This window comes from Rossellomorea aquimaris (assembly GCF_008180865.1).
GTDB lineage: Bacteria > Bacillota > Bacilli > Bacillales > Bacillaceae_B > Rossellomorea > Rossellomorea yichunensis.
On sequence record NZ_VTEX01000002.1, the window covers coordinates 880,658 to 902,362 of the forward strand.

General features: G+C 42.6%; 19 protein-coding genes. 5 read left to right on the forward strand and 14 right to left on the reverse strand.

Features of this window, described 5'->3' with window-relative positions; translation table 11 throughout:
- Positions 1-3 precede the first annotated feature (3 nt).
- The 9 genes from FZC88_RS11925 to FZC88_RS11960 all read right to left on the reverse strand — a co-directional run bounded on the left by FZC88_RS11925 (position 4) and on the right by FZC88_RS11960 (position 8,743).
- A complete protein-coding gene (locus FZC88_RS11925) occupies positions 4-657 on the reverse strand; it encodes an NAD-dependent epimerase/dehydratase family protein (protein WP_148995026.1) in 654 nt (217 codons plus the stop codon).
- A gap of 136 nt (positions 658-793) precedes the next feature.
- Complete coding sequence (locus FZC88_RS11930) at positions 794-1,012, reverse strand: hypothetical protein (RefSeq protein WP_148967327.1); 219 nt, start codon at positions 1,010-1,012, stop codon at positions 794-796.
- Entirely contained in the window at positions 996-1,145 is a 150-nt protein-coding gene (locus FZC88_RS24030) for a hypothetical protein (protein ID WP_187443615.1), read from the reverse strand. The genes FZC88_RS11930 and FZC88_RS24030 overlap by 17 nt, the downstream gene beginning before the upstream one ends.
- A 16-nt stretch (positions 1,146-1,161) precedes the next feature.
- Positions 1,162-1,356, reverse strand: coding sequence for a hypothetical protein (locus FZC88_RS11935; protein ID WP_148995027.1), 195 nt, complete (start codon positions 1,354-1,356; stop codon positions 1,162-1,164).
- A gap of 110 nt (positions 1,357-1,466) precedes the next feature.
- A complete protein-coding gene (locus FZC88_RS11940; protein WP_148995028.1) occupies positions 1,467-3,431 on the reverse strand; it encodes a hypothetical protein in 1,965 nt (654 codons plus the stop codon).
- 43 nt (positions 3,432-3,474) lie between these two features.
- Positions 3,475-4,746, reverse strand: a complete 1,272-nt coding sequence (locus FZC88_RS11945; protein WP_148967324.1) for an ATP-grasp domain-containing protein — start codon at positions 4,744-4,746, stop codon at positions 3,475-3,477.
- A gap of 190 nt (positions 4,747-4,936) precedes the next feature.
- Positions 4,937-5,656: a YebC/PmpR family DNA-binding transcriptional regulator gene (locus tag FZC88_RS11950; RefSeq protein WP_044339151.1), complete on the reverse strand. Its 720-nt coding sequence runs from the start codon at positions 5,654-5,656 to the stop codon at positions 4,937-4,939.
- Positions 5,657-5,798: 142 nt separating this feature from the next.
- Positions 5,799-7,310 (reverse strand): gluconokinase, encoded by a 1,512-nt coding sequence (gene gntK / locus FZC88_RS11955; RefSeq protein WP_148968142.1) that lies wholly within the window; start codon positions 7,308-7,310, stop codon positions 5,799-5,801.
- Between the two features lie 89 nt (positions 7,311-7,399).
- A complete protein-coding gene (locus FZC88_RS11960) occupies positions 7,400-8,743 on the reverse strand; it encodes a GntP family permease (RefSeq protein WP_148967323.1) in 1,344 nt (447 codons plus the stop codon).
- 308 nt (positions 8,744-9,051) lie between these two features.
- Between FZC88_RS11960 and FZC88_RS11965 the strand changes: the two genes are divergently transcribed.
- Both FZC88_RS11965 and FZC88_RS11970 read left to right on the forward strand, forming a co-directional pair.
- The gene (locus FZC88_RS11965) at positions 9,052-9,903 is read left to right on the forward strand and encodes a MurR/RpiR family transcriptional regulator (protein WP_148967322.1); all 852 of its coding nucleotides are present in this window, start codon (positions 9,052-9,054) and stop codon (positions 9,901-9,903) included.
- A 550-nt stretch (positions 9,904-10,453) separates the two neighbouring features.
- Positions 10,454-11,863: a sodium:solute symporter family protein gene (locus FZC88_RS11970; protein WP_148967321.1), complete on the forward strand. Its 1,410-nt coding sequence runs from the start codon at positions 10,454-10,456 to the stop codon at positions 11,861-11,863.
- A gap of 62 nt (positions 11,864-11,925) precedes the next feature.
- On the opposite strand, the gene FZC88_RS11975 is transcribed toward FZC88_RS11970, so the two are convergent.
- From FZC88_RS11975 to FZC88_RS11985, 3 genes are all read right to left on the reverse strand, one after another.
- Positions 11,926-13,248, reverse strand: a complete 1,323-nt coding sequence (locus tag FZC88_RS11975; RefSeq protein WP_148967320.1) for an aspartate aminotransferase family protein — start codon at positions 13,246-13,248, stop codon at positions 11,926-11,928.
- Between the two features lie 51 nt (positions 13,249-13,299).
- Complete coding sequence (locus FZC88_RS11980) at positions 13,300-14,685, reverse strand: YjiH family protein (RefSeq protein ID WP_148995029.1); 1,386 nt, start codon at positions 14,683-14,685, stop codon at positions 13,300-13,302.
- A gap of 130 nt (positions 14,686-14,815) precedes the next feature.
- Positions 14,816-16,195, reverse strand: a complete 1,380-nt coding sequence (locus tag FZC88_RS11985; RefSeq protein WP_148967318.1) for a sigma-54 interaction domain-containing protein — start codon at positions 16,193-16,195, stop codon at positions 14,816-14,818.
- 222 nt (positions 16,196-16,417) lie between these two features.
- Here FZC88_RS11985 and kynU point away from each other — a divergent pair, with 222 nt between their 5' ends.
- Positions 16,418-17,701: a kynureninase gene (gene kynU / locus FZC88_RS11990; protein ID WP_148995030.1), complete on the forward strand. Its 1,284-nt coding sequence runs from the start codon at positions 16,418-16,420 to the stop codon at positions 17,699-17,701.
- Positions 17,702-17,726: 25 nt separating this feature from the next.
- Positions 17,727-18,350: an arylformamidase gene (gene kynB, locus FZC88_RS11995; protein ID WP_148995031.1), complete on the forward strand. Its 624-nt coding sequence runs from the start codon at positions 17,727-17,729 to the stop codon at positions 18,348-18,350.
- 173 nt (positions 18,351-18,523) lie between these two features.
- Here kynB and FZC88_RS24250 read toward each other — a convergent pair whose 3' ends face one another.
- On the reverse strand, positions 18,524-18,616 hold the full coding sequence (locus FZC88_RS24250) for a putative holin-like toxin (RefSeq protein WP_220154057.1): 93 nt from the start codon (positions 18,614-18,616) through the stop codon (positions 18,524-18,526).
- Positions 18,617-18,879: 263 nt separating this feature from the next.
- Here FZC88_RS24250 and FZC88_RS24035 point away from each other — a divergent pair, with 263 nt between their 5' ends.
- A complete protein-coding gene (locus FZC88_RS24035; RefSeq protein WP_187443595.1) occupies positions 18,880-19,020 on the forward strand; it encodes a hypothetical protein in 141 nt (46 codons plus the stop codon).
- Between the two features lie 221 nt (positions 19,021-19,241).
- Here the strand turns inward: FZC88_RS24035 and FZC88_RS12000 are convergent, their stop codons facing one another.
- Positions 19,242-21,494: a UvrD-helicase domain-containing protein gene (locus tag FZC88_RS12000; RefSeq protein ID WP_148995032.1), complete on the reverse strand. Its 2,253-nt coding sequence runs from the start codon at positions 21,492-21,494 to the stop codon at positions 19,242-19,244.
- Positions 21,495-21,705 lie beyond the last annotated feature (211 nt).

Consider the following 21,705-nt stretch of genomic DNA (forward strand, 5'->3'; position numbering starts at 1 on the left):
TTTTTAAAGGTTTTGAATTTGATCCGATTCATGGATGGTTACTTTATCACTGCCAGAGCCATTGGCGGCACGGTACATTCCATAGGCCACCTGACGACCTGAAATGCTTCTGTATTTTTTCAACTTGCCTACCATCACCGGACGGATGGCTCTGGAGAAGATTTCTCCCGCTTTTTCCCCCAAGCGGAATTCATCTGTCTCTCCTAAAAGAAGGGATGGCCTGAAAATGTGCAGTACGGGATAATACAACGCTATTAAGTCTTCCTCCAACTCTCCTTTCACCTTACTATAAAAGAACGGTGAACCCGAGCTCGCTCCAATAGCCGATATGACCATATATTGTTTGGCTCCATGGTCTTTACCGAGCCTCCCCAGTTGAACGGGGTACTCATAATCTACCTTTCTAAACGCTTCCTTTGTCTGCGCTTTCTTAATGGTCGTTCCTAGACAACAGAAAACATCGTCGATTTCCTCGTGGGGAAGGAGCTTCATCTGATCGAATGGGATGATTCGTTCATCCAACTTTTCATGTTCCACTCCACTGCTCCTTCTCACGAACGAAATCACTTTTTTATACACGGGACTCTTGATCAGTATTTCAATCAAATGGGAACCGACTAATCCAGTGGACCCTACTACCAACGCTACTTTCGACATTTTTATTCCTCTCTTCCAAGTAAATATGTCTTATACCTCTAGTATAGGGCTTTTTTATGTATTTGAACGATAGTAAATCAAAAAAGGTGCCAATCATGTGACTGACACTTTTTCCAGTTATTTATTCTCATATCACCTATAACTCTTCATCTTCGAAAAATTGCTGTAATTTCTCATCTTGTTCGGGATCTGTATTTTCAGACGCATACGGATTGTCCTTGACACCTGCCGTATCCATATTTGTTTTAATTGCGAAAAACGGTCCTTTCGGTTCCTCTGCGATGACACGGTCGTTTAACTGTTTGAAATCCGGCATGTCTTTATTTCCTTTATTCACTTCATCTTCCCTCTTCAATCATTCCACCACCATTCTTATAAGCGATTAGAATAATATCCTCGTTCGTTTGCTGACGAAGTTCACTTTCCATATTCTGCACTTGATTCAACGTATCTTCTGATAGGTTTGCCACCGGAAACTCTTTATTCATCATCTTTCTTCACCTCTTAACTATTTTCGTTTGCTTGTCCGAGTTCTTTTTCTGCAATGAACCCGTTCCCTTCCTCAATTGCATGATGTTCCTCTACTGACTCTCCCGGAACATACACTTGACTGGGGTTACGAAGCTGGTTATTCATTGTGAATTCCGGATTTAACGGCGTGTCCATCCGGAACTCTTCAGGTTTCTTATGATCTCTCATTTATTCCACCTCCATTATTTAGTATGGCTACTGATAAAAGAATCATCCAAACTTCATACAGCTCAAAAAAAGCGTTAAGCAACTTAAGCTGCTTAACGCCACATTCATCTTCAAACCCACGTATAATCCCTGCCCCAGCTATCCCGGGCAAGATCTTTGATTTCATCGACAATTTCATTTTCCACAGCAAAGGCATCTCCCTGTTCATAAGGGTTGTAGTGGAAAGCGTATAGGCGGGAAACAAACTCGTGAAACGGAAGAGAGCATTCTCCTTCCAGTTCCCCGTTTTCCATGACGGAAGGTTCTATGCCCTGCCCCCAGTTCTGAGAGCCATCGTTATTCGGATTATAGAAGTAGATCCGGTATTCGCCATTGGGATCCTGGGTGATTCTCAGAATCGAAACGGCATGGAACCCAAGGAGCTTTCCATGAACATTTGTAATGAAGATCCCGACAGGATTCGGATAGATCAATCCGTAGTCATCATTGTATTCCGGATGATGAGTGGCATAAAACAAACGAACGAACCCGCCATAGTCTGAGATGAGGCCTGTTAGTGAATCAATGACCGTGCTGAATCCTTTTTGAACCCAATCTCCATAGAACTCCGGATTCACCCAGCGGTGTCCATCTTCCCCTCTGAGCGATACACGTCTCATCATCTCACTATATATACGATCAAGATGAGGAACGAGAACAAGTGACACAGGATCAAGCTCTTGATGAAGCTCAGGTGCCAGCCCTCCACTTAATTCTTTGGAATGGACCGGTGTTCCTTCAAACATTATATCGATATCTCCATCTCTGGCCGCCCGTGGAATCAGTTCGAGTAAGTATCCTGGAGCATGCTGTGCCCAAAGGCTGATTCCCCGCGCTGTTTGACAAGTCGGATTTAGGCCTTGGCCAATCCCGATCGGTTGACCGAGGACATTGATGACACCGGCCAGAAGGACAGAATTTGCTGTAATTCCGTCTCCAGCTTTACACGAATTAAGGAGTGTCTTCCGAACTTCCGGTCGAATATCGAGCTCAATCAGCCTTTTCAATCCCGGTGATACTGGAGATGACGATAATACACCCCGCTCAAGCATAAGAGCGAGTCCATAAACCGATTGCTTTGTGGCTGGATAGATTGCCACTTTTATGAGCTGGAATACAAGTTCCTTATGTTCATCCAAGTTTGCTTTTCCTTTGTCATTTAAGTGCAGGGCAGCCGGAACAAGGTCTTGAACTTTTCTGCTCAGGAACCTTAACAGGATGGCATGCTGAGGGGCGACCAATCCTGTTTCACGCATTGAACCCGCAAAGGCCACCGCTTCTTTCTCGAGCTCTTCCTTGGACAGGTTCATCAACTTTTTTCGGTACTCACCTGGCTGAACAATGCTTTTGCTGATTGGTGATGGACCTTCAATGGCCGAAACATACTTCTCCAACACAAGGCGTTCCGCTACGCTTAAATCTGAATGAAGCATTTTTTTGGCCGTTTGGATCATTGACACGGTCCTTTTTACCATGATCGGACGCTGTGCTGTCAAACGTTCGATTTCTTTAATCAGTGTAGTTGTAAGTGCTTGATAGGAAAGCTTATCAGATAGAAATCGAAATAATTCCGTTGCCCTTTCACTCTGCTCTCCACCTTCAATCCGTGCTGCTTCTGTTGCTTCAGGGAAAAGCAGGTTCAGATTCAGAACCATTACTTCATTGAGGAAATCCTCTGCCATTTCCGTCGAAACATCGGAATGTTCATACTGTCCTTCTGCAATGGAGAGCATTCTTAACTCACTGAGAATTTCAATGATCGAAGGAAGCCCCTTCGCTTGAAGAGAACCGGCCACAAGTGGTGGTTGGAGCTTGGACGCCTTTTCCCAGGGGCCGTCCTGGAAGACCCCGGCTTTTTCAAAGCGACTTGCGCTCCGATATAGAATCTCCAATCCTTCATCCATATCCAACAATCTTTGGGCTTCCTGATAGACGTCAGTTTGATACATTGATTTCGCAAATGAAGCTGCGCTCTCCAGTTCATTAAGCGCTTGCAGAAATCGATCTTCCAGCTTAGACGTTAATTCAAATGCCATTTCAAAACTCCTTTATCGATCAAAATACCAGTGGATGAGAGAATTAAATATAGAAGTTAAACTGTTCGTATTCCTTTAATAGATCCCTCATGATTTCACTGTCTTCCCCGTAGAAGAAGATCGTTCCGTAATGATTACCGAAGCCGATTCGCTGAGCTACCTTCCCTTGAGCAGGACTGAACATATCATGTTTTTCAAAATAGGGATGGTTCTCCAGTTCATCCGGTACCTCCAGTTTCTCCACATAATTAACATGAGGGTGGACCATTAAACAACCTGCATGAGCTTTTGCCTTTTCACCTGTAGTAGGGAAAAACTCTCTAAGCTCTTCTTCTGTTGTATTGGGGTCACTGCAAAGGATTTGAGCTTGATATGCATTAAACCCATAAGCCCTCTCAATCAGATCAAAGATATGTCCGCCGGGGACTCTGGCTGCGACTTCACCAAAATGAAGAGTACCATCGGACGTAATGAAATATTCCGGATGAATAACACCGTATTCAATCTCAAACGCATCAATGAGCTGTTGAATCGCCTCTCGGATGATCGGACGCTTTTCCTCAAGGCTTGGAGATGCCGGTACGAAATTAGAGTAGCCTAACCGCACATACTCCGTTATATTTAAAAATTGGATCTTTCCATTATGAATAAAAGCTTCACACGAGAATTCCTGTCCGTCTAAATGACTTTCCATCAGAAGCGGAAACTCCGAATCGGTGAGAGCATCGATATCTTCCGGATTCTCAATGGCACGGTGTCCGACAGACCCTGCTTTATCAAGAGGTTTTACGTGAATGGGGTCGTTCTTATCTCCTTCGACTTTCAGAAGGGCTTCATTCACACGTTTCAGGAACCTCCTTACATCTTCCTTATCCCGTGCTTCTTCAAATACACCTACTTTGATTCCGGCAATTTGCGCTTTACGCTTCATCATCCCTTTATCTCTTAATAGAAGAGAACGATTGAAGACGCGTGGTTCGTTACGGAAACGGGAGTTTAATGCCCCGGACCACTCCACACACTCTTCATATAAAGGAACGGCTACTTCTGCACCCATTGCTTTCAGCTGTTTATAAAGATGATCTGAACCTTCATTTAATCGATCGAAGTCCCAACCGATAAAGGCAATATCATGTTTTTCTGCATATGCCTCAAAATCAGCGGGGCCAACAACGACGAAAGGCCTATTAAGCTTCGTACACGCTTCGATTGCCGGCAGACTCCAACCGATCAATGCCGTTAGATAGGGTTTGGTTTTTTCCTTTCGATCCACGTTCTGTTCTGCTTGCTGTAATTCAAGTTGATCTAGTCCCATATTTTCCTCTCCCCTTGTCACGTATTTATTCAGATTCCTCTTTAGCATAACAAAGCAGATTGGGAGAATGAAGTATTTTGCTGAATTTTCAATCTATTCGACAAATAAAGTGGTAAAGTGACATAATCAGCGGGGATGTTCTCCAATAAAAAACCCCAAATGCGCTCAGCATCAGGGGTCCTTTCTCCTATCATTCACCTAAATCAACATTATGATAAACCTGCTGAACATCTTCCAAATCTTCGATCGCATCAATCATTTTTTCGAATTGAGCTTGACCGTCTTCTGGAAGTTCGACATCATTCTGCGCAAGCATTGTCAGTTCCGCTACTGTAAACTCAGTGACACCTGCACCTTTAAACGCTTCTTGAACCGCATGGAATTGATCTGGTTCAGCGTAAACAATCACAGCATCATCTTCCTCGATAATATCACGTGCGTCTACATCCGCTTCCATCAGGATCTCCATTACTTCTTCTTCTGATTTCCCTTCAATACCGATTACGGCTGTTGCATCGAACATATACGCTACAGATCCACTCACACCCATATTACCGCCATTTTTGCCGAAAGCAGCACGCACTTCGGATGCAGTTCGGTTTACATTGTTCGTCAGGGCATCAACAATGACCATGGAACCATTCGGTCCGAAGCCTTCATAGCGTAGTTCGTCATAGTTCTCTTCTGAACCACCCTTTGCTTTTTCGATGGCACGGTCCACGATGTGTTTCGGTACGCTGTATGTTTTCGCACGCTCTAGAACAAATTTCAGCGTTTGGTTCAGTTCAGGATCCGGCTCACCTTGCTTGGCCGCAACATAGATTTCACGACCGAACTTCGCATAAATACGACTGGTATTCGCATCCTTAGACGCTTTCTTTTCTTTAATGTTATTCCATTTACGTCCCATATTGTTTCACTCTCTTTCACATTTATCTATAGATACTTTCACTCTTAAAAGGTATTTTCGTTTCTATTATACATGAAAACAACCATTCTTGGCTAAGTAGATTCCTTGCCACTCTTACCTAAAGAAAGCCGACTCAGATGAGTCAGCTTCCTTCCTGGTATGCACTTATCGCTGCATATTCTTCTTCCAACAAACGTGGAACGCGAATAAAGATAGGCATCAGCTTCGTATAAGCTTCCGTTGCTTTCGGATCTGGTTGATGGGAATGTACAGAGCCGACCATTTCACTCACTTCTTCCAGTGAGTCAATCATCCCTTTGCCATACATCCCAAGGACAACCGCTCCAAGACATGAGCTTTCGAAGCTTTCCGGTACTTCCACTTCCTGATCAAATACATCAGCGAGCATTTGACGCCAAATTTCCGAGCGGGCAAATCCACCCGTTGCCTGGACCCTTTTCGGTGTTCCGATTAATTCTTCCAGCGCCAGAAGAACGCTGTATAAATTCATGACAATTCCTTCTAACACTGCACGGATCATATGCTCTTTTTTGTGATGCATACCGAGTCCAAAGAATGAACCACGGGCTTTTGCGTTCCAAAGAGGGGCCCGTTCGCCTGCCATATATGGATGGAAGAGCAATCCTTCCGAGCCCGGTTCTACTTTAGATGCAATATCCGTAAGTACTTCGTAAGGATCTTTTCCTAACCGGCTCGCCACTTCAACCTCTGCAGAAGCCAGTTCGTCCCTCACCCAACGAAAGATCATGCCACCGTTATTGACAGGTCCGCCAATCACCCAATGATTATCCGTCAAGGCATAACAGAAAATGCGGCCTTTAGGATCCGTTACAGGACGATCCGTTACAGCACGTATCGCACCACTCGTTCCGATCGTAACGGCTACGACACCCGGTTCAATGGCATTGACGCCAAGATTCGATAGGACTCCATCACTTGCTCCGACGACAAACGGTGTGTCGGCTGATAAGCCCATCATTTCCGTGTACTCGGATTTCAATCCAACTAAGCTTTCAGTCGTTGAGACAGGAACCGAAAGTTGATCCTTGGTGACACCTGCCACCTTCAACGCTTCTTCATCCCAAGCCAGGTTTTCCAGATGGAACATACCTGTTGCAGATGCGATTGAATAATCCACAACATATTTTCCGAAAAAGCGATGGAACACAAATTCTTTTATGGAAATGAACTTAGCTGCCTTGGAAACTAATTCGGGTTCTTCATGCTGCAGCCATGCAAGCTTTACAAGCGGGGACATCGGGTGAATAGGAGTCCCTGTTCTACGATAAATCTCCAAACCATTCATTTCTTTTTTTATCTTATTCGCCCATTCGGCACTTCGGTTATCAGCCCAAGTAATGGAAGGAGTCAGAGGCTGGTCCTTCTCATCCACCAGGATCAAGCTGTGCATAGCAGAGCTGAACGACACAAACGAAATTTTCTCACTTGTTTTCGAAGTCACTTCCTTTATACAACTGATGACGGCACGGAAGATTTCTTCGGGATCTTGTTCGGCGGTTCCCGGTGCTGGTGTATGTAATGGATATTCGACCCCATGACGATCGATCGCTTCTCCCTTTTCATTAAAAAGTACTGCTTTTGTACTGGTTGTCCCGATATCGACACCAATCATGAATTTTGACATCTTCGTTCCTCCTAAATAAATAGAGAAAAGGAAGAAGCGACACGGCTCTTCCCTCTTCCACTATATTCTATCCTATTTTAACCAATGAATATCCCTATAATGAATACTACAGTAAACCCTACAAACCCGATGAGCGTTTCCATCATCGTCCATGATTTTAACGTATCTTTCACATCTAATCCAAAATAACGGTTCACTAGCCAGAATCCGCTGTCATTCACATGAGAGAAGACAGTTGCTCCTGCTGCAATGGAAATGACCATTAAACCAAGGACCGGACCTTCTAAACCAAGAGTGGAAATTAATGGACTCATCAGTCCCGCTGCCGTGACCATGGATACTGTCGCTGAACCTTGTGCCACACGAACGACCATGGCAATTAAGAAAGCAAGGGCAATCGGAGGCAAGCTTGATCCTGCCATCATTTCACCAAGTACTTCACCGACACCTGAGTCGATCAGAACTTGCTTGAACACTCCACCGGCACCTGTAACAAGGATGATGATCCCAGCCGGTTCAAGTGCTTTCGTCGCAATATCCTGAACGTCCTGACGGGAATATCCACGTCTCGTTCCTAATAATGTAAACGTCAATAGAGTCGCAATCGTTAACGCTACGAACGGATGACCCAAGAAAGTCAAGATTGAACGAATGGTATTTCCTTCATCTAATAGAACACCCGAAAGCGTATTCAATAAGATCAACACTAAAGGAATCGAGATAAGTGACGCAATCATTGCAAAGCTCGGAAGCTCTTTATCGTACTCGATCTCTTCCACTTGCATATAATCCGGAACCACTGCATGAATTCGTTTCGAAATGAATTTTGCAAAAAGTGGACCAGCGATAATCATGGATGGAATACCGGCAAGAGTACCGAATAAGATAACCCAGCCAAGATCAGCACCGATTAAATCAGCTACAGCAATCGGTCCTGGAGTTGGCGGAATGAAGCTGTGTGTTACAGCAAGTCCCGCAAGTAAAGGAATCCCATAGTATAATAGCGACTTCCCAGTTTTCTTTGCCAATCCGTATACGATCGGTACAAGAATGATGAATCCTACATCGAAGAATACCGGAATGGCTACTAAGAAACCTGTAATACCCAACGACCACTGCGCTTTATCTTCACCAAATTTATTAATCAGGGTTTGAGCCAATCGTTCCGCTCCCCCTGAAACTTCAAGCATACGACCGAACATTGCGCCTAAACCAACAACGACAGCGACAAACCCGAGGGTCCCGCCCATTCCGCTTTGTATCGAAGCGACAACTTCCTGGAGAGGCATCCCTGCGGCGATCCCTACAATTAAACTTACTAATAATAGGGCAACGAAAGCATGAAGCTTCGTTTTGATAACTAAAAATAATAGAAGAAAAATTCCGGCTAATGCAACTAAAATGAGCATTTGATCAGACATCTCTATCCCTACCTTTCTTTCATGACGACAGCTTGGCTGCCAGATTTTTTTATAACGATTGATCCTGACTACCCGTGAAAGTAAAACGTTTACAATTTCCTCTATGTAACTTCTACTCTCTGACCTGCTAAACAGAGATGGCTTAAAGAAAGTGCATTTCGTAGTTTAAGATAATCAGGAAAATTATTTTCTGTATATCTCTATTATAAAAAATATTTTTCTTTTTGCAACCGTTTACAGAAATTATTTTTATTTTTCTAGTATTCTTGTATAATAAAATCATGAAAACCCTTACAGGAGTGAAGTCTATGAGTCAACATCAGCATTGTCTAGCGAGTATACGTTCACACTATCCTCAATTTAGCGTGACCGAGAAGAAAATTGCCGACTATATACTTGAAAATCCAACCGAGATCATCCATTCGACGATTAATGGTTTGGCAGAAGATTTAGGAGTCGCGGACTCCACTGTCTTTCGTTTTTGTAAGCGAATCGGCTTTAAAGGTTATCAAGCGATGAAAATTGCACTTGCCTCAGAAATCGTGACGGGGCTTAAGGACATACACGAGCGGGTTGATGAAGGGGACTCTGCTCAAACCATTGCCACAAAAGTATTCCGATCCAATATCAAAACCATTGAGGATACATTGATGGTAGTCGATGAGAGAAAGCTTACGAAAGCCGTGGACATAATGTCGAATGCCCGATCAATCGAATTTTTCGGCAGTGGCGGATCAGGCGTCATTGCCCTTGACGCGTATCATAAGTTCATTCGAACAGGTCTACGTGTTCATGCCGCAAGCGACAGTCATATCCAGCTGATGACCGCTTCCCAAATGACGAGTGAAGATTGTGCCGTATTTATCTCCCATTCCGGTTCAACAAAAGATATTCTCCAGGTTCTTGATATTGTCAAGGAAACCGGGGCCAAGACGATCTGCATCACCAATTTTGCAAAATCGCCTTTGAGCCAAAGAGTCGATACATCGCTTTTCACCGTGTCAGAGGAAACCGACTATCGATCAGAAGCACTATCCTCCCGTATTGCTCAATTAACATTAATCGATGCCCTCTACGTCAATTTGATGATGCAAAGAGAAATGGAAGGTCAGGATGCACTTAGGAAAATGCGCAAGGCCATTTCGGTTAAAAGGCTATAAAAAAAGGTCGATCAGTGAAAACTGATCGACCTTTTTAATGCCATCATTAACTATAACCCAACTGCCAATACAGGTACTTATACTCACTCACCCGAAGTGAATAATAGGCATAAAGATTCATTTTATTGTTTTTTTAAGCGGTGATTTATTTTAAATTTCAAATAATTCCTTCTATTCCTGTACCTATTGACCCGTATAGGCTTAGTCACTATCCCACTTTTTCCCATAACGGGATTACAAGCTGAAAATCTTGTCAAATCAAGCTTTCCAACGATTTTTTATCGAAATGAATATATGCTAAGGTTATTGAGAAATGTTTTTACGTGAGACAAGCATTCATGAAAAACATCACAACGAAAGACATTTTCAAAGCCTCTAACAACCTCTAAACTTTTTTCGGGTAGTTTTAGTATTTTAATTGGCAGGTAGAACCTTTCTACCTCATCCAGGCTAAAATGTGTTTATCTTCTCACCGGTGATTAAATTGTGATTAAGAAATGAATCAACGTTCTCTCGCGTGAACAAATACTGTTCAGGAGATGATCGTTTTATGGAATTACAACAAAATCCACATTTACTATGGTTTATAGGGATATATGCGGTACTTATGATTGGGATTGGTACGTATATGTCTAAGAAAGTATCCAGCAGTAATGATTTTATATTAGCTGGAAAAAGTCTTGGTCCATTTGTATTGATGGGTACATTGCTTGCAACTTGGACTGGAAGCGGAAGTATTTCAGGGGGAGAAACATCTGTCGCATATAGCTTCGGAATCATCCCTTCGTTAATGCTTATGATTCCGACTCTTGTGGGGATAGGGATCCTTTACCTCGTTGCACCTAAAATCCGTGCATTCAGTAAATATACGGTTTCAGCAATCCTGGAAGAAAAGTATGGTTCCACTGCACGAAATCTTTCAAGTGTCATCATTATCTTAGCGTATGTAGGAATTGTTTCTTATCAAATGAAAGGTTTCGGTTTTATTCTAAATTTAACAACAGGCATGTCTGTTGGTCTTGGTACGACCATTGGAGCTGTCTTGATCGTTTTTCTAGCAATGATCGGCGGCTTGCGTTCTGTATCTCAAACAGATGCACTCAGCGGTTTTCTTATGGTCGGTGGTTTAATCATTACCGTTCCAACCATTTTCTTCATTGCTGGGGGATGGGACGAAATTGTTAAAAATGTACCTGCATCCCATATGTCAGCTACGGGCAACTTATCCATCATTCAATTGATTGGTTATCTATTGCCATCTCTATTCTTATTGTTGGGTGACCAAAACATGTATCAGCGTCTGGCTTCATCTAAAGGGGATTCTTCATCAAGAAAGGGACAAATTGGATGGCTTATTGCCATGATCATCATTTCTCCCGCCATCTCCTTAATCGCCTTCGCATCCCGTTCTCTATTCCCGGATATCGATCCAGGAATGGCGTTAATGGCCACGACAATTGCGATGCCGATTGGAATCGGGGGAATCCTTTTGGCAGCAGCGGCTTCCTTTATCATTACAACAGGAAATTCGTATCTATTGTCTGCTGCAACGAATCTGACTTATGATATTTACGGTAAATATATCAATCAAAATGCTTCTGATGATAAACAGTTGAAAATCACCAAGATGTTCATTGTTGTCCTTGGTGCTTCAGCATTCATTATCATTAATTACTTCCCAAGCGTACTGGATGTTCAAATGTACGCTTACACTGTTTATGGTGCAGGCATCACTCCTGCTGTTTTAGCCGTATTCTTCTGGAAACGGGTGAATGCTGCCGGAGGCGTTTCTTCCATGCTTGCAGGGGTCGTTTCCACATTGGTTTGGGAGATTGTCCTTCAGAAACCATTTGACCTGAACAGTGTCGTCATTGCTGTTCCGTTAGCCATTATTGTGTTGATCGTCGTGACTCTTATGACATCCAACAAGAATGATGCTCAATTACAACAAACTGCATAATGTCATGGTAAAAAGGCCGGATTCAAGGTACAGTCATGTACCTCGAATCCGGCCTTTAACGTTTAATCGAAATGACTCATCAATGTAGCCTCATACTCACTCAATGCTTCATCCAGCATGCTAAGTCCAGTATCTATTTGTTCCTTTGTTACAGTAAGCGGTGGAATCATCCTGATCACTTCACTATGATTTCCGCATAGATAGAATAATACGCCTTTTTCCAAAGCACGATCCAGAATATCCATTAAGCCTTCCTGATTTGGTTTTCCTGTTTGAGGATGAACGATTTCAATGCCGATCATCAGTCCGACTGATCGAATGCTCCCGATCACGCTATGCTTCTCTTTCAAAAGCTCGAGCCTGGAAACCGCATAAGCACCCATTGTTTTCGTATTATCGAGAAGATTTTCTTCCTTCATGACTTCTAATGTAGCAAGTCCAACGGAACACGCAATCGGATTTCCACCAAACGTCGTCCCATGGCTCCCAAGAGGCCATTGTTTCATGAGCTTATTCGATGCGACCGTCGCGCTCAAGGGGAGCCCCGAGGCAATCCCTTTTGCAATCGCCATAATATCCGGTGTTACATCGAAGGTTTGAGCCGCAAACCAATTCCCCGTACGTCCAAAGCCTGTTTGGACTTCATCGAAAATCAGTAAAATATCGTGACGATCACAAATCTCCCTTACCTTTTTGAGCCATGCTTTCGGAGGAACGATGTACCCGCCTTCACCAAGGACGGGTTCTAATATGATACACGCTACCTCTTCAGGTGTGACCTGATGATTAAAGAGAGTTTCGAAATCCTTTTCAAGCTTCTCAACAACATATTGGACTGAGTCCACTCCCTCAGGACACTCTCTTTCGTTCGCATATGGAACCTGATAAGTCAGGCCTGATGGCTGCATAAACTTTCGATACTTACTTTTAGAAGTCGTGACACTTAACGCACCGAGTGAACGGCCGTGAAAACAGCCGGTAAAGGAAACGACATAAGGTCGCTGCGTTACATATTTAGCAAGTTTGATTCCTCCCTCGATCGCTTCCGTCCCACTATTGGCAAAGAAGAAACTATCTAAGTCTCCCGGAAGAATCTCCGCAAGCTCATCAGCCAATCGAAGGATCGATTCATACATGATGACTCCTGAAGGACCGTGCATCAGCCCATCTGCTGCATCTTTAATCGCTTGTACAATCTTTGGATGACGATGACCAACATTCGTTACGGCAATTCCAGAGGTGAAATCAAGATATTTCTTTCCGTCCAATCCGTAGTAATAGCACCCCTCTTCTTTTACTACCGGTAAGTTCGGGTGATCCTTTGCCATACTGGGTGCCAGACGATTAGGCATATTTTGAATAAGCTGTTCAAACGTTCGTTCCATTCTAGTAACCTCCATATATGTGACTGACAAATTTGTTTTGTATTAATTCTCTTACATAAAGAAGAAATGAGCCAATAGAGCGACGATAGGTAAGGTAATAATCGTACGTTGGATAAAAATGATGAATAAATCTAAAAAGCTGATCGGAATCTTGGATTTGATTAATAGAATACCAATCTCAGACATGTAAATTAATTGAGTCAAAGACATGGCTGCAATGACGAATCTTGTTAACTCACTCTCAATTCCGCTCCCTACAACAGCAGGTAAAAACATGTCTGCGAAACCAACGATCATGGCAGGAGCCGCAGCTGCCGCCTGTGGAATTTGTAATAACTCTAATAGTGGAACAATCGGATAAGCCAATATGTCAAACACTGGAGTATATTCCGCTACCACTAAAGCGATAGTTCCAAGGGCCATTACCAAAGGAATAAGACCGAACCAGATATCCAGGACGTTCTGGAGTCCTTTTTTCGTTACCTCTCCTACACTTTTCACTTCTGATGCTTTTTCCACTGCTTTTTCAAAGCCCCATTGAAAGCGGGAAACATTTTCAGGAACGGTTTCGGAGATTTGCATGCCAACCGGCTCATAATAGGTGTCTTTCTTCCGTGAAAGAGGCGGAATACGCGGACAAATGACCGCAGCTGCTATCCCTGCAATCACCACTGTCCCATACAGTTGAACAAACATTGATTCCAATCCGATGAAGCTGACAATCACAAGACTGAAAGCGATCGAAGCAACGGAAAAGTTTGTTGCAATGACTGCTGCCTCCCGTTTTGTGTAGTAACCCTCTTCAAATTGTTTCGTTGTAATCAATACGCCGACGGTACCACTTCCCATCCAGGATGCAAGAGCATCGATAGATGATCTCCCCGGCAGTTGGAAAAGCGGCTTCATGATTTTCTGCAGCAAAGTGCCGAAGAAATCCATCAATCCAAAATCTAAAAGAAGTGGCATCAATAAGCCTGCAAATAAAAACCAAGTGGCTAAGACAGGAACTAACGAATACAATACGGTTCCACCCGTAAAGTCAGAAATAATCCACTCGGGACCACTCCCATTTACCGTCATCACGGCAAATATCGAACCGAGGACACGAACAGCAATCCAAAAGTATCCTACGTCGAATAGTCCTTTTAAGAATGATTGATTGACAATCCACTGAGGTTTAAACATTTTCGTATAAATAGCCACAAGAGCCGATACACCAAAAACCACAGTCATGAATAATGGCAGTACACCTTCCAGCACCCCTTGAAAATAAGAAGCAAATATCCCGACCCCGATTGTCATATTCCCTTCATACGTAACAGGCAAAAGGAACAATAGTACCCCTAACAAGGACGGTATGATAAACTTCATTGCTTCTCTTGCCGTTCTGCCTGACCGGGTTTCTAATTGACTAACATTTTGTTTTCCAACTTCCATTGTCAAACACCCCTTTAAAATTTATCCATAACCCCTAACCATTCGAGAACCACTTATGCGTCGTAGTAATATCCCCCTTCTACCTTTCAGTTCTTTTCACCTTATTACTTGCAAGTTTCATGCCAATATTTTATTTTATTTTGTATTTTTTAAGTTTTCTGACTACTGACGGTTGACTGATTCCCAGGTTTTGGGCTATTTGCGTAGTAGTCTTATGCTTCTCCCTCGCATTCTTTAATACCTGTTCTTCGACTGCCTCAAGAATGTCTTTTAATGATTGACCATTGTACTCAAATCCTGAAAGATCAGCACTATGCTTTATGTATGGACCCGGGAGGTTTTCCATTTCAATTAATGGCTTGGAAGATGTCACAATCAGCCTTTCAATTATATTCATTAGCTCTCTGACATTCCCTTTCCAATCTTGAATCAACAACTGGTGAACAACTCCTTCATCCAGCTCTCTTTGGCGCTGATATTTTTCACAAAAATGATTTACAAAGTAATCGATCAACGTAATAATATCTGATGTTCTCTCTCTCAATGGAGGAATCGTAATAGGAACCACATTCAAACGGAAGAATAAATCCCTCCTGAATTCTTTCTCTTCTACAGCTACCTCTAAATCTTTGTTCGTAGCTGCCAGAACCCGGAAGTCAACCTTTCTTTGTTTCGTACCGCCTACGCGATAAAATTGTTTCTCCTGAATGAACTTTAGAATTTTGACCTGGTTCGATAGAGATAGTTCCCCTATTTCATCTAAAAACAGGGTGCCGCCTTCAGCGAGTTCTGCTAATCCAACTTTCCCTTTGCGGTCAGCCCCCGTGAAAGACCCGGATTCATACCCAAAGAATTCTGCTTCAAATAACGAGTCTGGTATCGCTCCACAATTGACCTCAATGAACGGGCCGCCTTTTCGTTGACTTTTGTTATGTATGAATTTCGCGATATGGGACTTACCGACACCGGATTCCCCCAGCAGGAGGACGTTCACATCGACTTCTGCTACTTGCAGGGCAACCTGTAACACCTTTTTCATCTCATTGCTCGAGGCAATGATCCCTTCCGAATAGTAATGACGGCTTCTAAGGATTTCAAGCTCGCTTTTCACCCTCTCCATCTCATCTTCCATTTCAGTTAAATACTTTTTCATATTCAATAATTCCGTTACATCATGGGAATAGCTAACGATTCTCACTAGTTCTCCGTTTTCATCGAATACCGGAATCCCTGTAACGAGCAGTTTCTTGCCCTCTTTACTCGTCTGGACCAACGTTATTTTTTTCTTTTCTTTTAGAACGATCGGAGTTAATATCGGAGAAAAAACCCCTTCTTTTTCCAGATCATATACAGATTTCCCCACCATATCTGCCGAATTCACGTTATAAATATCCCCGGTTGCGTCACTCACTTTCAAGATAATCCCATCTGTATTGGTTACTAAAATATCATCTTGCAGCGAATGAAGGATCGCCTCATTTTCATTCCAACTTTTTTTCTTTACAGTCACAGACAGCACCCCTTTGCACGTATTGAAATTATTCAAAAATGAATAATTATCCTGATAATTTTTATATTAATTCATTTATACCAAAGTTTTTTGACTTTTTATACATTTTTGAATAAATTATTCAAAAATAGATACCTTTTACTCTACTAGGTTAATAAATTATTTTACTATTCAAACCATTTCGATTATCATTTTGGTAAGACTGTTTAAGGTGGGATTGGGATGACAGATGGAGAGAAGTTGACGTTGGAACATGCTAAGGAAATGGACAGGCAGGATTCATTGGCCCATTTCCGGAATGAATTTTACATAAAGAAAAATCACTATTATATGGATGGGAACTCCTTAGGCTTATTATCAAAACGGGCAGAGAAGTCGTTACTTACGTCATTGGAAGATTGGAAGGAACATGGAATCGATGGCTGGATGGATGGCCAGGAGCCGTGGTTCTATTATTCTGAGAAACTTGGTGAAATGACGGCTCCTTTAGTTGGGGCAGAAAAGGAAGAAGTGATTGTGACAGGTTCCATTACGACGAACCTTCATCAATTACTCGCCACATTCTATCAACCTGATGGAAAACGCACCAAAATCTTAGCAGATGAATTGACTTTCCCTTCGGATATTTACGCGATCCAAAGTCAGCTGGAGTTAAAAGGCTACAACCCTGATGAACATCTGATTCAGGTAACAAGCAGAGACGGATACACATTAAGAGAAGAGGACATCATCAGGGATATGACAGATGATGTAGCTCTGATTCTGTTACCATCCGTTCTCTATCGAAGCGGACAGCTACTGGATATGAAGCGATTGACGAGTGAAGCCCATAAACGTGGCATTGTGATTGGATTCGATTTGGCACATTCGATTGGAGCTCTTCCTCATCAATTGCATGATGACGGAGTAGACTTTGCCGTGTGGTGCAATTACAAATATTTAAATAGCGGCCCGGGTGGTGTAGGCGGGTTATTTGTTCATAACAGGCATAAAGGGAAGAAACCTGGTCTTTCCGGATGGTTCAGCTCCCGTAAGGATAAACAGTTTGATATGGATCATACGCTGACCCATGCAGATTCTGCAGGTGCCTTCCAAATTGGGACCCCTCATATCTTAAGCAGTGCTCCTTTACTCGGTTCGCTGGAGTTATTTGATGAAGCAGGCATTGAAAATCTAAGGAGAAAATCCCTTTCTCTTACACGATTTATGATGGATCTATTTCAACAAGAACTTTCTCAGTATGGGTTTACAATCTGTAACCCACTTGAAGATGAGCAGAGAGGCGGTCACATTAGTTTAAAGCATGAAGAGGCGGCAAGAATTTGTAAAGCATTGAAGGTGAACAAAGTAACACCTGACTTCCGTTCACCAAATGTGATCCGACTGGCTCCGGTAGCTCTCTATTCTTCGTATGAAGATGTGTGGGAGACCATCCAAATATTGAAAACCATCATGGAAAAAGAAGAATATAAGAAGTTTGAAAATACGCGGAATGTTGTAGCGTAACTTCTTTTAGAAAGGATGAGATCGTTTGAAGATCATTGATATTTCCTGCCCATTGCATAATGATACTCCTGTTTGGCCGGGGGACACTCCCTTTTCTTTCTCATTGAATTGGACGAAGGAGGAATCGGGATCCGTGAATGTCGGTCAGCTTACCATGAGTTCTCATACTGGAACACACGTCGATGCCCCCTTCCACTTCGACCAAGATGGGAAGAGGATATTGGATCTGCCATTAGAGAGGTTTATGGGGCCGGCCATCGTTGTATCGGTGGAGAATGCTGCAGAAATAAATAGTGAACTAATGGATAAGGTCGACTTTTCAGGAGTTAAGAAGGTGCTTTTCAAGACGAATGCATGGAAGAATCCCGAGCGGTTTCCTGAACGCATTCCTCACATTGCGAAAGGGCTAGCACCTTTTTTGAAGGAAAAAGGAATTGATTTGATTGGAGTGGATCTTCCTTCAGTGGATCCATTGGATAGTAAGGAGCTTACGGCTCACCATTCATTACGACAACATGACATCGGAATATTGGAAGGGATTGTCCTTGACCACGTAGAGCCTGGACGGTATGAACTGGTGGCCCTGCCCCTCCCTCTTAAAGAAGGAGATGGATCTCCCGTCCGAGCCATTTTAATGGATCGAACTTGATAAGATTCCTTTACAGGTTTTCCCTTCATTTTGTATAATATAATAGAAAAGTTCATTGATTAAATACAGAGTCCTGGCTGCCACCAGAACTCTGACAGTATACATTGCCGTGAGCAATTTATCCTTAATAAGATAGAAGTAACCTTTCCCTTGCAGTTGTCATAGTGGGTGGGTTACTTCTTTTTTTGTTGCGTGACTGCGATTATTGCTACTGTTAATGTACCAAAGGCAATCATCAATTGTAGTACGTCTGCCGTTTCGATCATTCCTGCTCATCACCTCCCATCTTAAGGGAGCTGCCTCTTGCCCACCCAGCTATGTACACCGTACATTTATTTTAACACAAAAACGAACATATGTTCTATAATTATGAGCATATTTAGAAAATAGTTCCTTTTTACTGAATTGATTCTGTCTATAAATTATATTACATCGCATATATTGCCTCCTCCTATTCATAGACTAACGATATAGATGTTTAAAATCATAAAAATTGGACCATAGCTAAGTTTAAAAAGGAGGCGGCACAATGGGAATCACAATCACTTTGGGTTTAATCGTGATACTTGGAATGATTTTGGGTATTCTAATTTATTTCTTAAGACAAGCTCTGGATTCAAATGATTCGAAAAAGATCGACTCTCATGACCATGATCATTTTTCTCAATGATGATTTGGTCCTTTAATGACCGCTAGCGAAATTTGTCATTTTTTGTAGAACGGTCGATATCTTGAAAATACGGTTGATAAATTGAAAGAACAGTTGATAAATCCTAATAAAGGTTGATATCTATCTATAAAGGTCGATAAATCCGTATAACGGTTGATATCTTTACGGTCAGCAAAGCAAAAAGCCCGCACGTCCTGTCTTCCAGGACGCCCGGGCTCTTTTTATTCAGTGATTTCCTTTTCGCCAAGCTTCATTGGACTTGAGCAAAGGGGACAAACCCTGGATTCCGTATCCTCATGGGTTTCCGGTCTCTGCCAGGCAATGCACTTGGTATTTGTGCAAATCCAGGCCAAGATCTTACTCACCTTCCCACTCCTCGCCTTTTTAGTTGTCTTCGGCTGATCCGTGTGGGGAGTATTCGTAAATAAATCCGCAATAAATCGGGAGCATTTCCGCTGTTCACCTTGATAATAGGCAGGAGAAGAAATAAACAATTTTTCTTTTGCCCTCGTGATGGCTACATACGCGAGCCGTCTTTCTTCCTCTACTGCACTCAATGCCTTTTCTTTTTGATTCGGATCTTTGTATACCTTATCTTCAAGCTTATTGGCATTCAGCGCTGAGCTGTGGGGAAGGTTTCCTTCAATCGCACCGATCAAAAACACGACAGGGAACTCCAGGCCTTTAGAACGGTGAATCGTCATTAATGAAACGCTGTTTGTATTCTTTTTTTGACTTTGATTTGAATAGATTTCTTCATACTTTGCTTTCATTTCATCAATGAAGGTAATAAAACTCGAAATCGTATCAAAGCGTTTCGCCGATCCTTCAAGCTCGTCCAGCATTTCTTTAATAAGTTCCTTCTGTTCTGTTACCACATGTGATTCCTGGGCATCGATGTATTGATGATAGAACTCTTTCCTGATCCGTTTGATCGCAGCTTCAGGTGACTGGTCTCCGATCGATTTTAGAAATTTCATCCGTTCTTTTATATTCTTTATCTGAAACGGCTTCAATCCTGATAATGTCGTTAAATGGATGAGAGGATATTTCTTCCTCTCTTTACGATCTTCCTCGAGAATATGAGCCATCCCCCGGTCCCTTCTTATAAATAAAGTCGGCAGCAGGGATTCCATGGCTGAAAAGTTCCTTGGAACAATCGATAACCGCAAGTAATCGACCACCGGTTTCACCGTCCAGTTTTCATAGAAGAGGGAATCCTTTTGATTGTAAGGCGTGAACGGAATCTCTTTTAATAGCAGTTGCTCAAAGACTGCCCGCCCGCTGCTCATGGTGCGGTGAAGAATCGTCATATCCCCATATGTAAAGCCTTCTCCCATCAACCGATGAATTTCTTCTGTGATCCACACGGCCTCTTCATCTGCAGTAGCCGGTCTTGAATAAAGCGGCTTTTGTCCTTCCACCTTAGTGGCGATAAGCTCTTTAACACGACGGTGTTCATTCTGTCCGATCACTTTATTACCCAACCCGATGATATAGGCATCAGATCGATAGTTCTCTTTCAATGTTACAACCTTTGCATCCGGGAACTCTTCATCAAAATCCAAAATAAATTCGTTTCTGGCGCCGTTAAAGGTGTAGATCGTTTGATCATCATCCCCTACTACGAACAAGTTTTGATGAGCCGCAATCAACTTCATAAGCTCATATTGTACAAGATTCGTATCCTGGAATTCATCGACCATCACGTACTGGAAACGATGCTGAAGAGAGGTCAAGAGGTTAGGATTCGAAAGTAATAATTGATATGCCTCTGTCAAAATATCATCGAAATCCATTTTATGATTCATCCGCTTCCACTCTTCATATTTTAAGAGAATGTCACGCACTTCTTTTTCTGATTTTGATTTCTGTGGAAGATCCCTGATATCTTTTTGGTTCAACTTATAATGAGAGAGTTTTGCGAGGAGCGTCTCTGCATCATAAGGATCATATATCTTCATTTCTCTCTGAATCTGCTTCAAGATAATTTGTTTATAGCGCTCGTTCCCGACCACTTCTTGTGTGTAATGACGGGACCTCAATAAGTAAAGGAACAGGGCATGAAACGTACTCGCATGAACCTGTCCGCCAGCTTCCGTCCCCGGCAGACTTGAAATCCGCTGCTTCATTTCTTCCGCCGCTTTCTTTGTAAAGGTCACGAGTAAAATATTCCTCGGTTGAATATTTTTCACAGTCATCAAGTAGCCTGCCCGGCAAACGAGGACCGTCGTCTTTCCAGTACCTGCACCAGCCAGGGTTAAGCATGGTCCCTCCACATGACGAACAGCCTCTATCTGAGAAGCATTCAAATGAATGCCTGCTTCCTCCATCGTCCGAAAGAAAAAAGCATCCTCTTCATGGGAGGATATCAGCTGTTTCGTCGTGTCTCCCTTATGGAGTGGTGCTACCGGAATTTCCTTCTTTTCCGCTTCATATGGATAAATAGAATAGTTGGTTAATACTTTATTCAAAGCTCATTCTCCTAGCTTTTCTTTACGATTCATAACCTTCTCATCATAACAAGAGCCCTTCAAAAATAGCAATGACAATCTCAGGATGATAGGGATAGACTACTGGATATGTAAATACGGTTAAACGATTGTTTAATCCCTTGAACCCTAGTAGAATAAATGTTTTGAAGAACTAATCAAACGTTTGTTTAAATCGGATATGCTCCCCGGG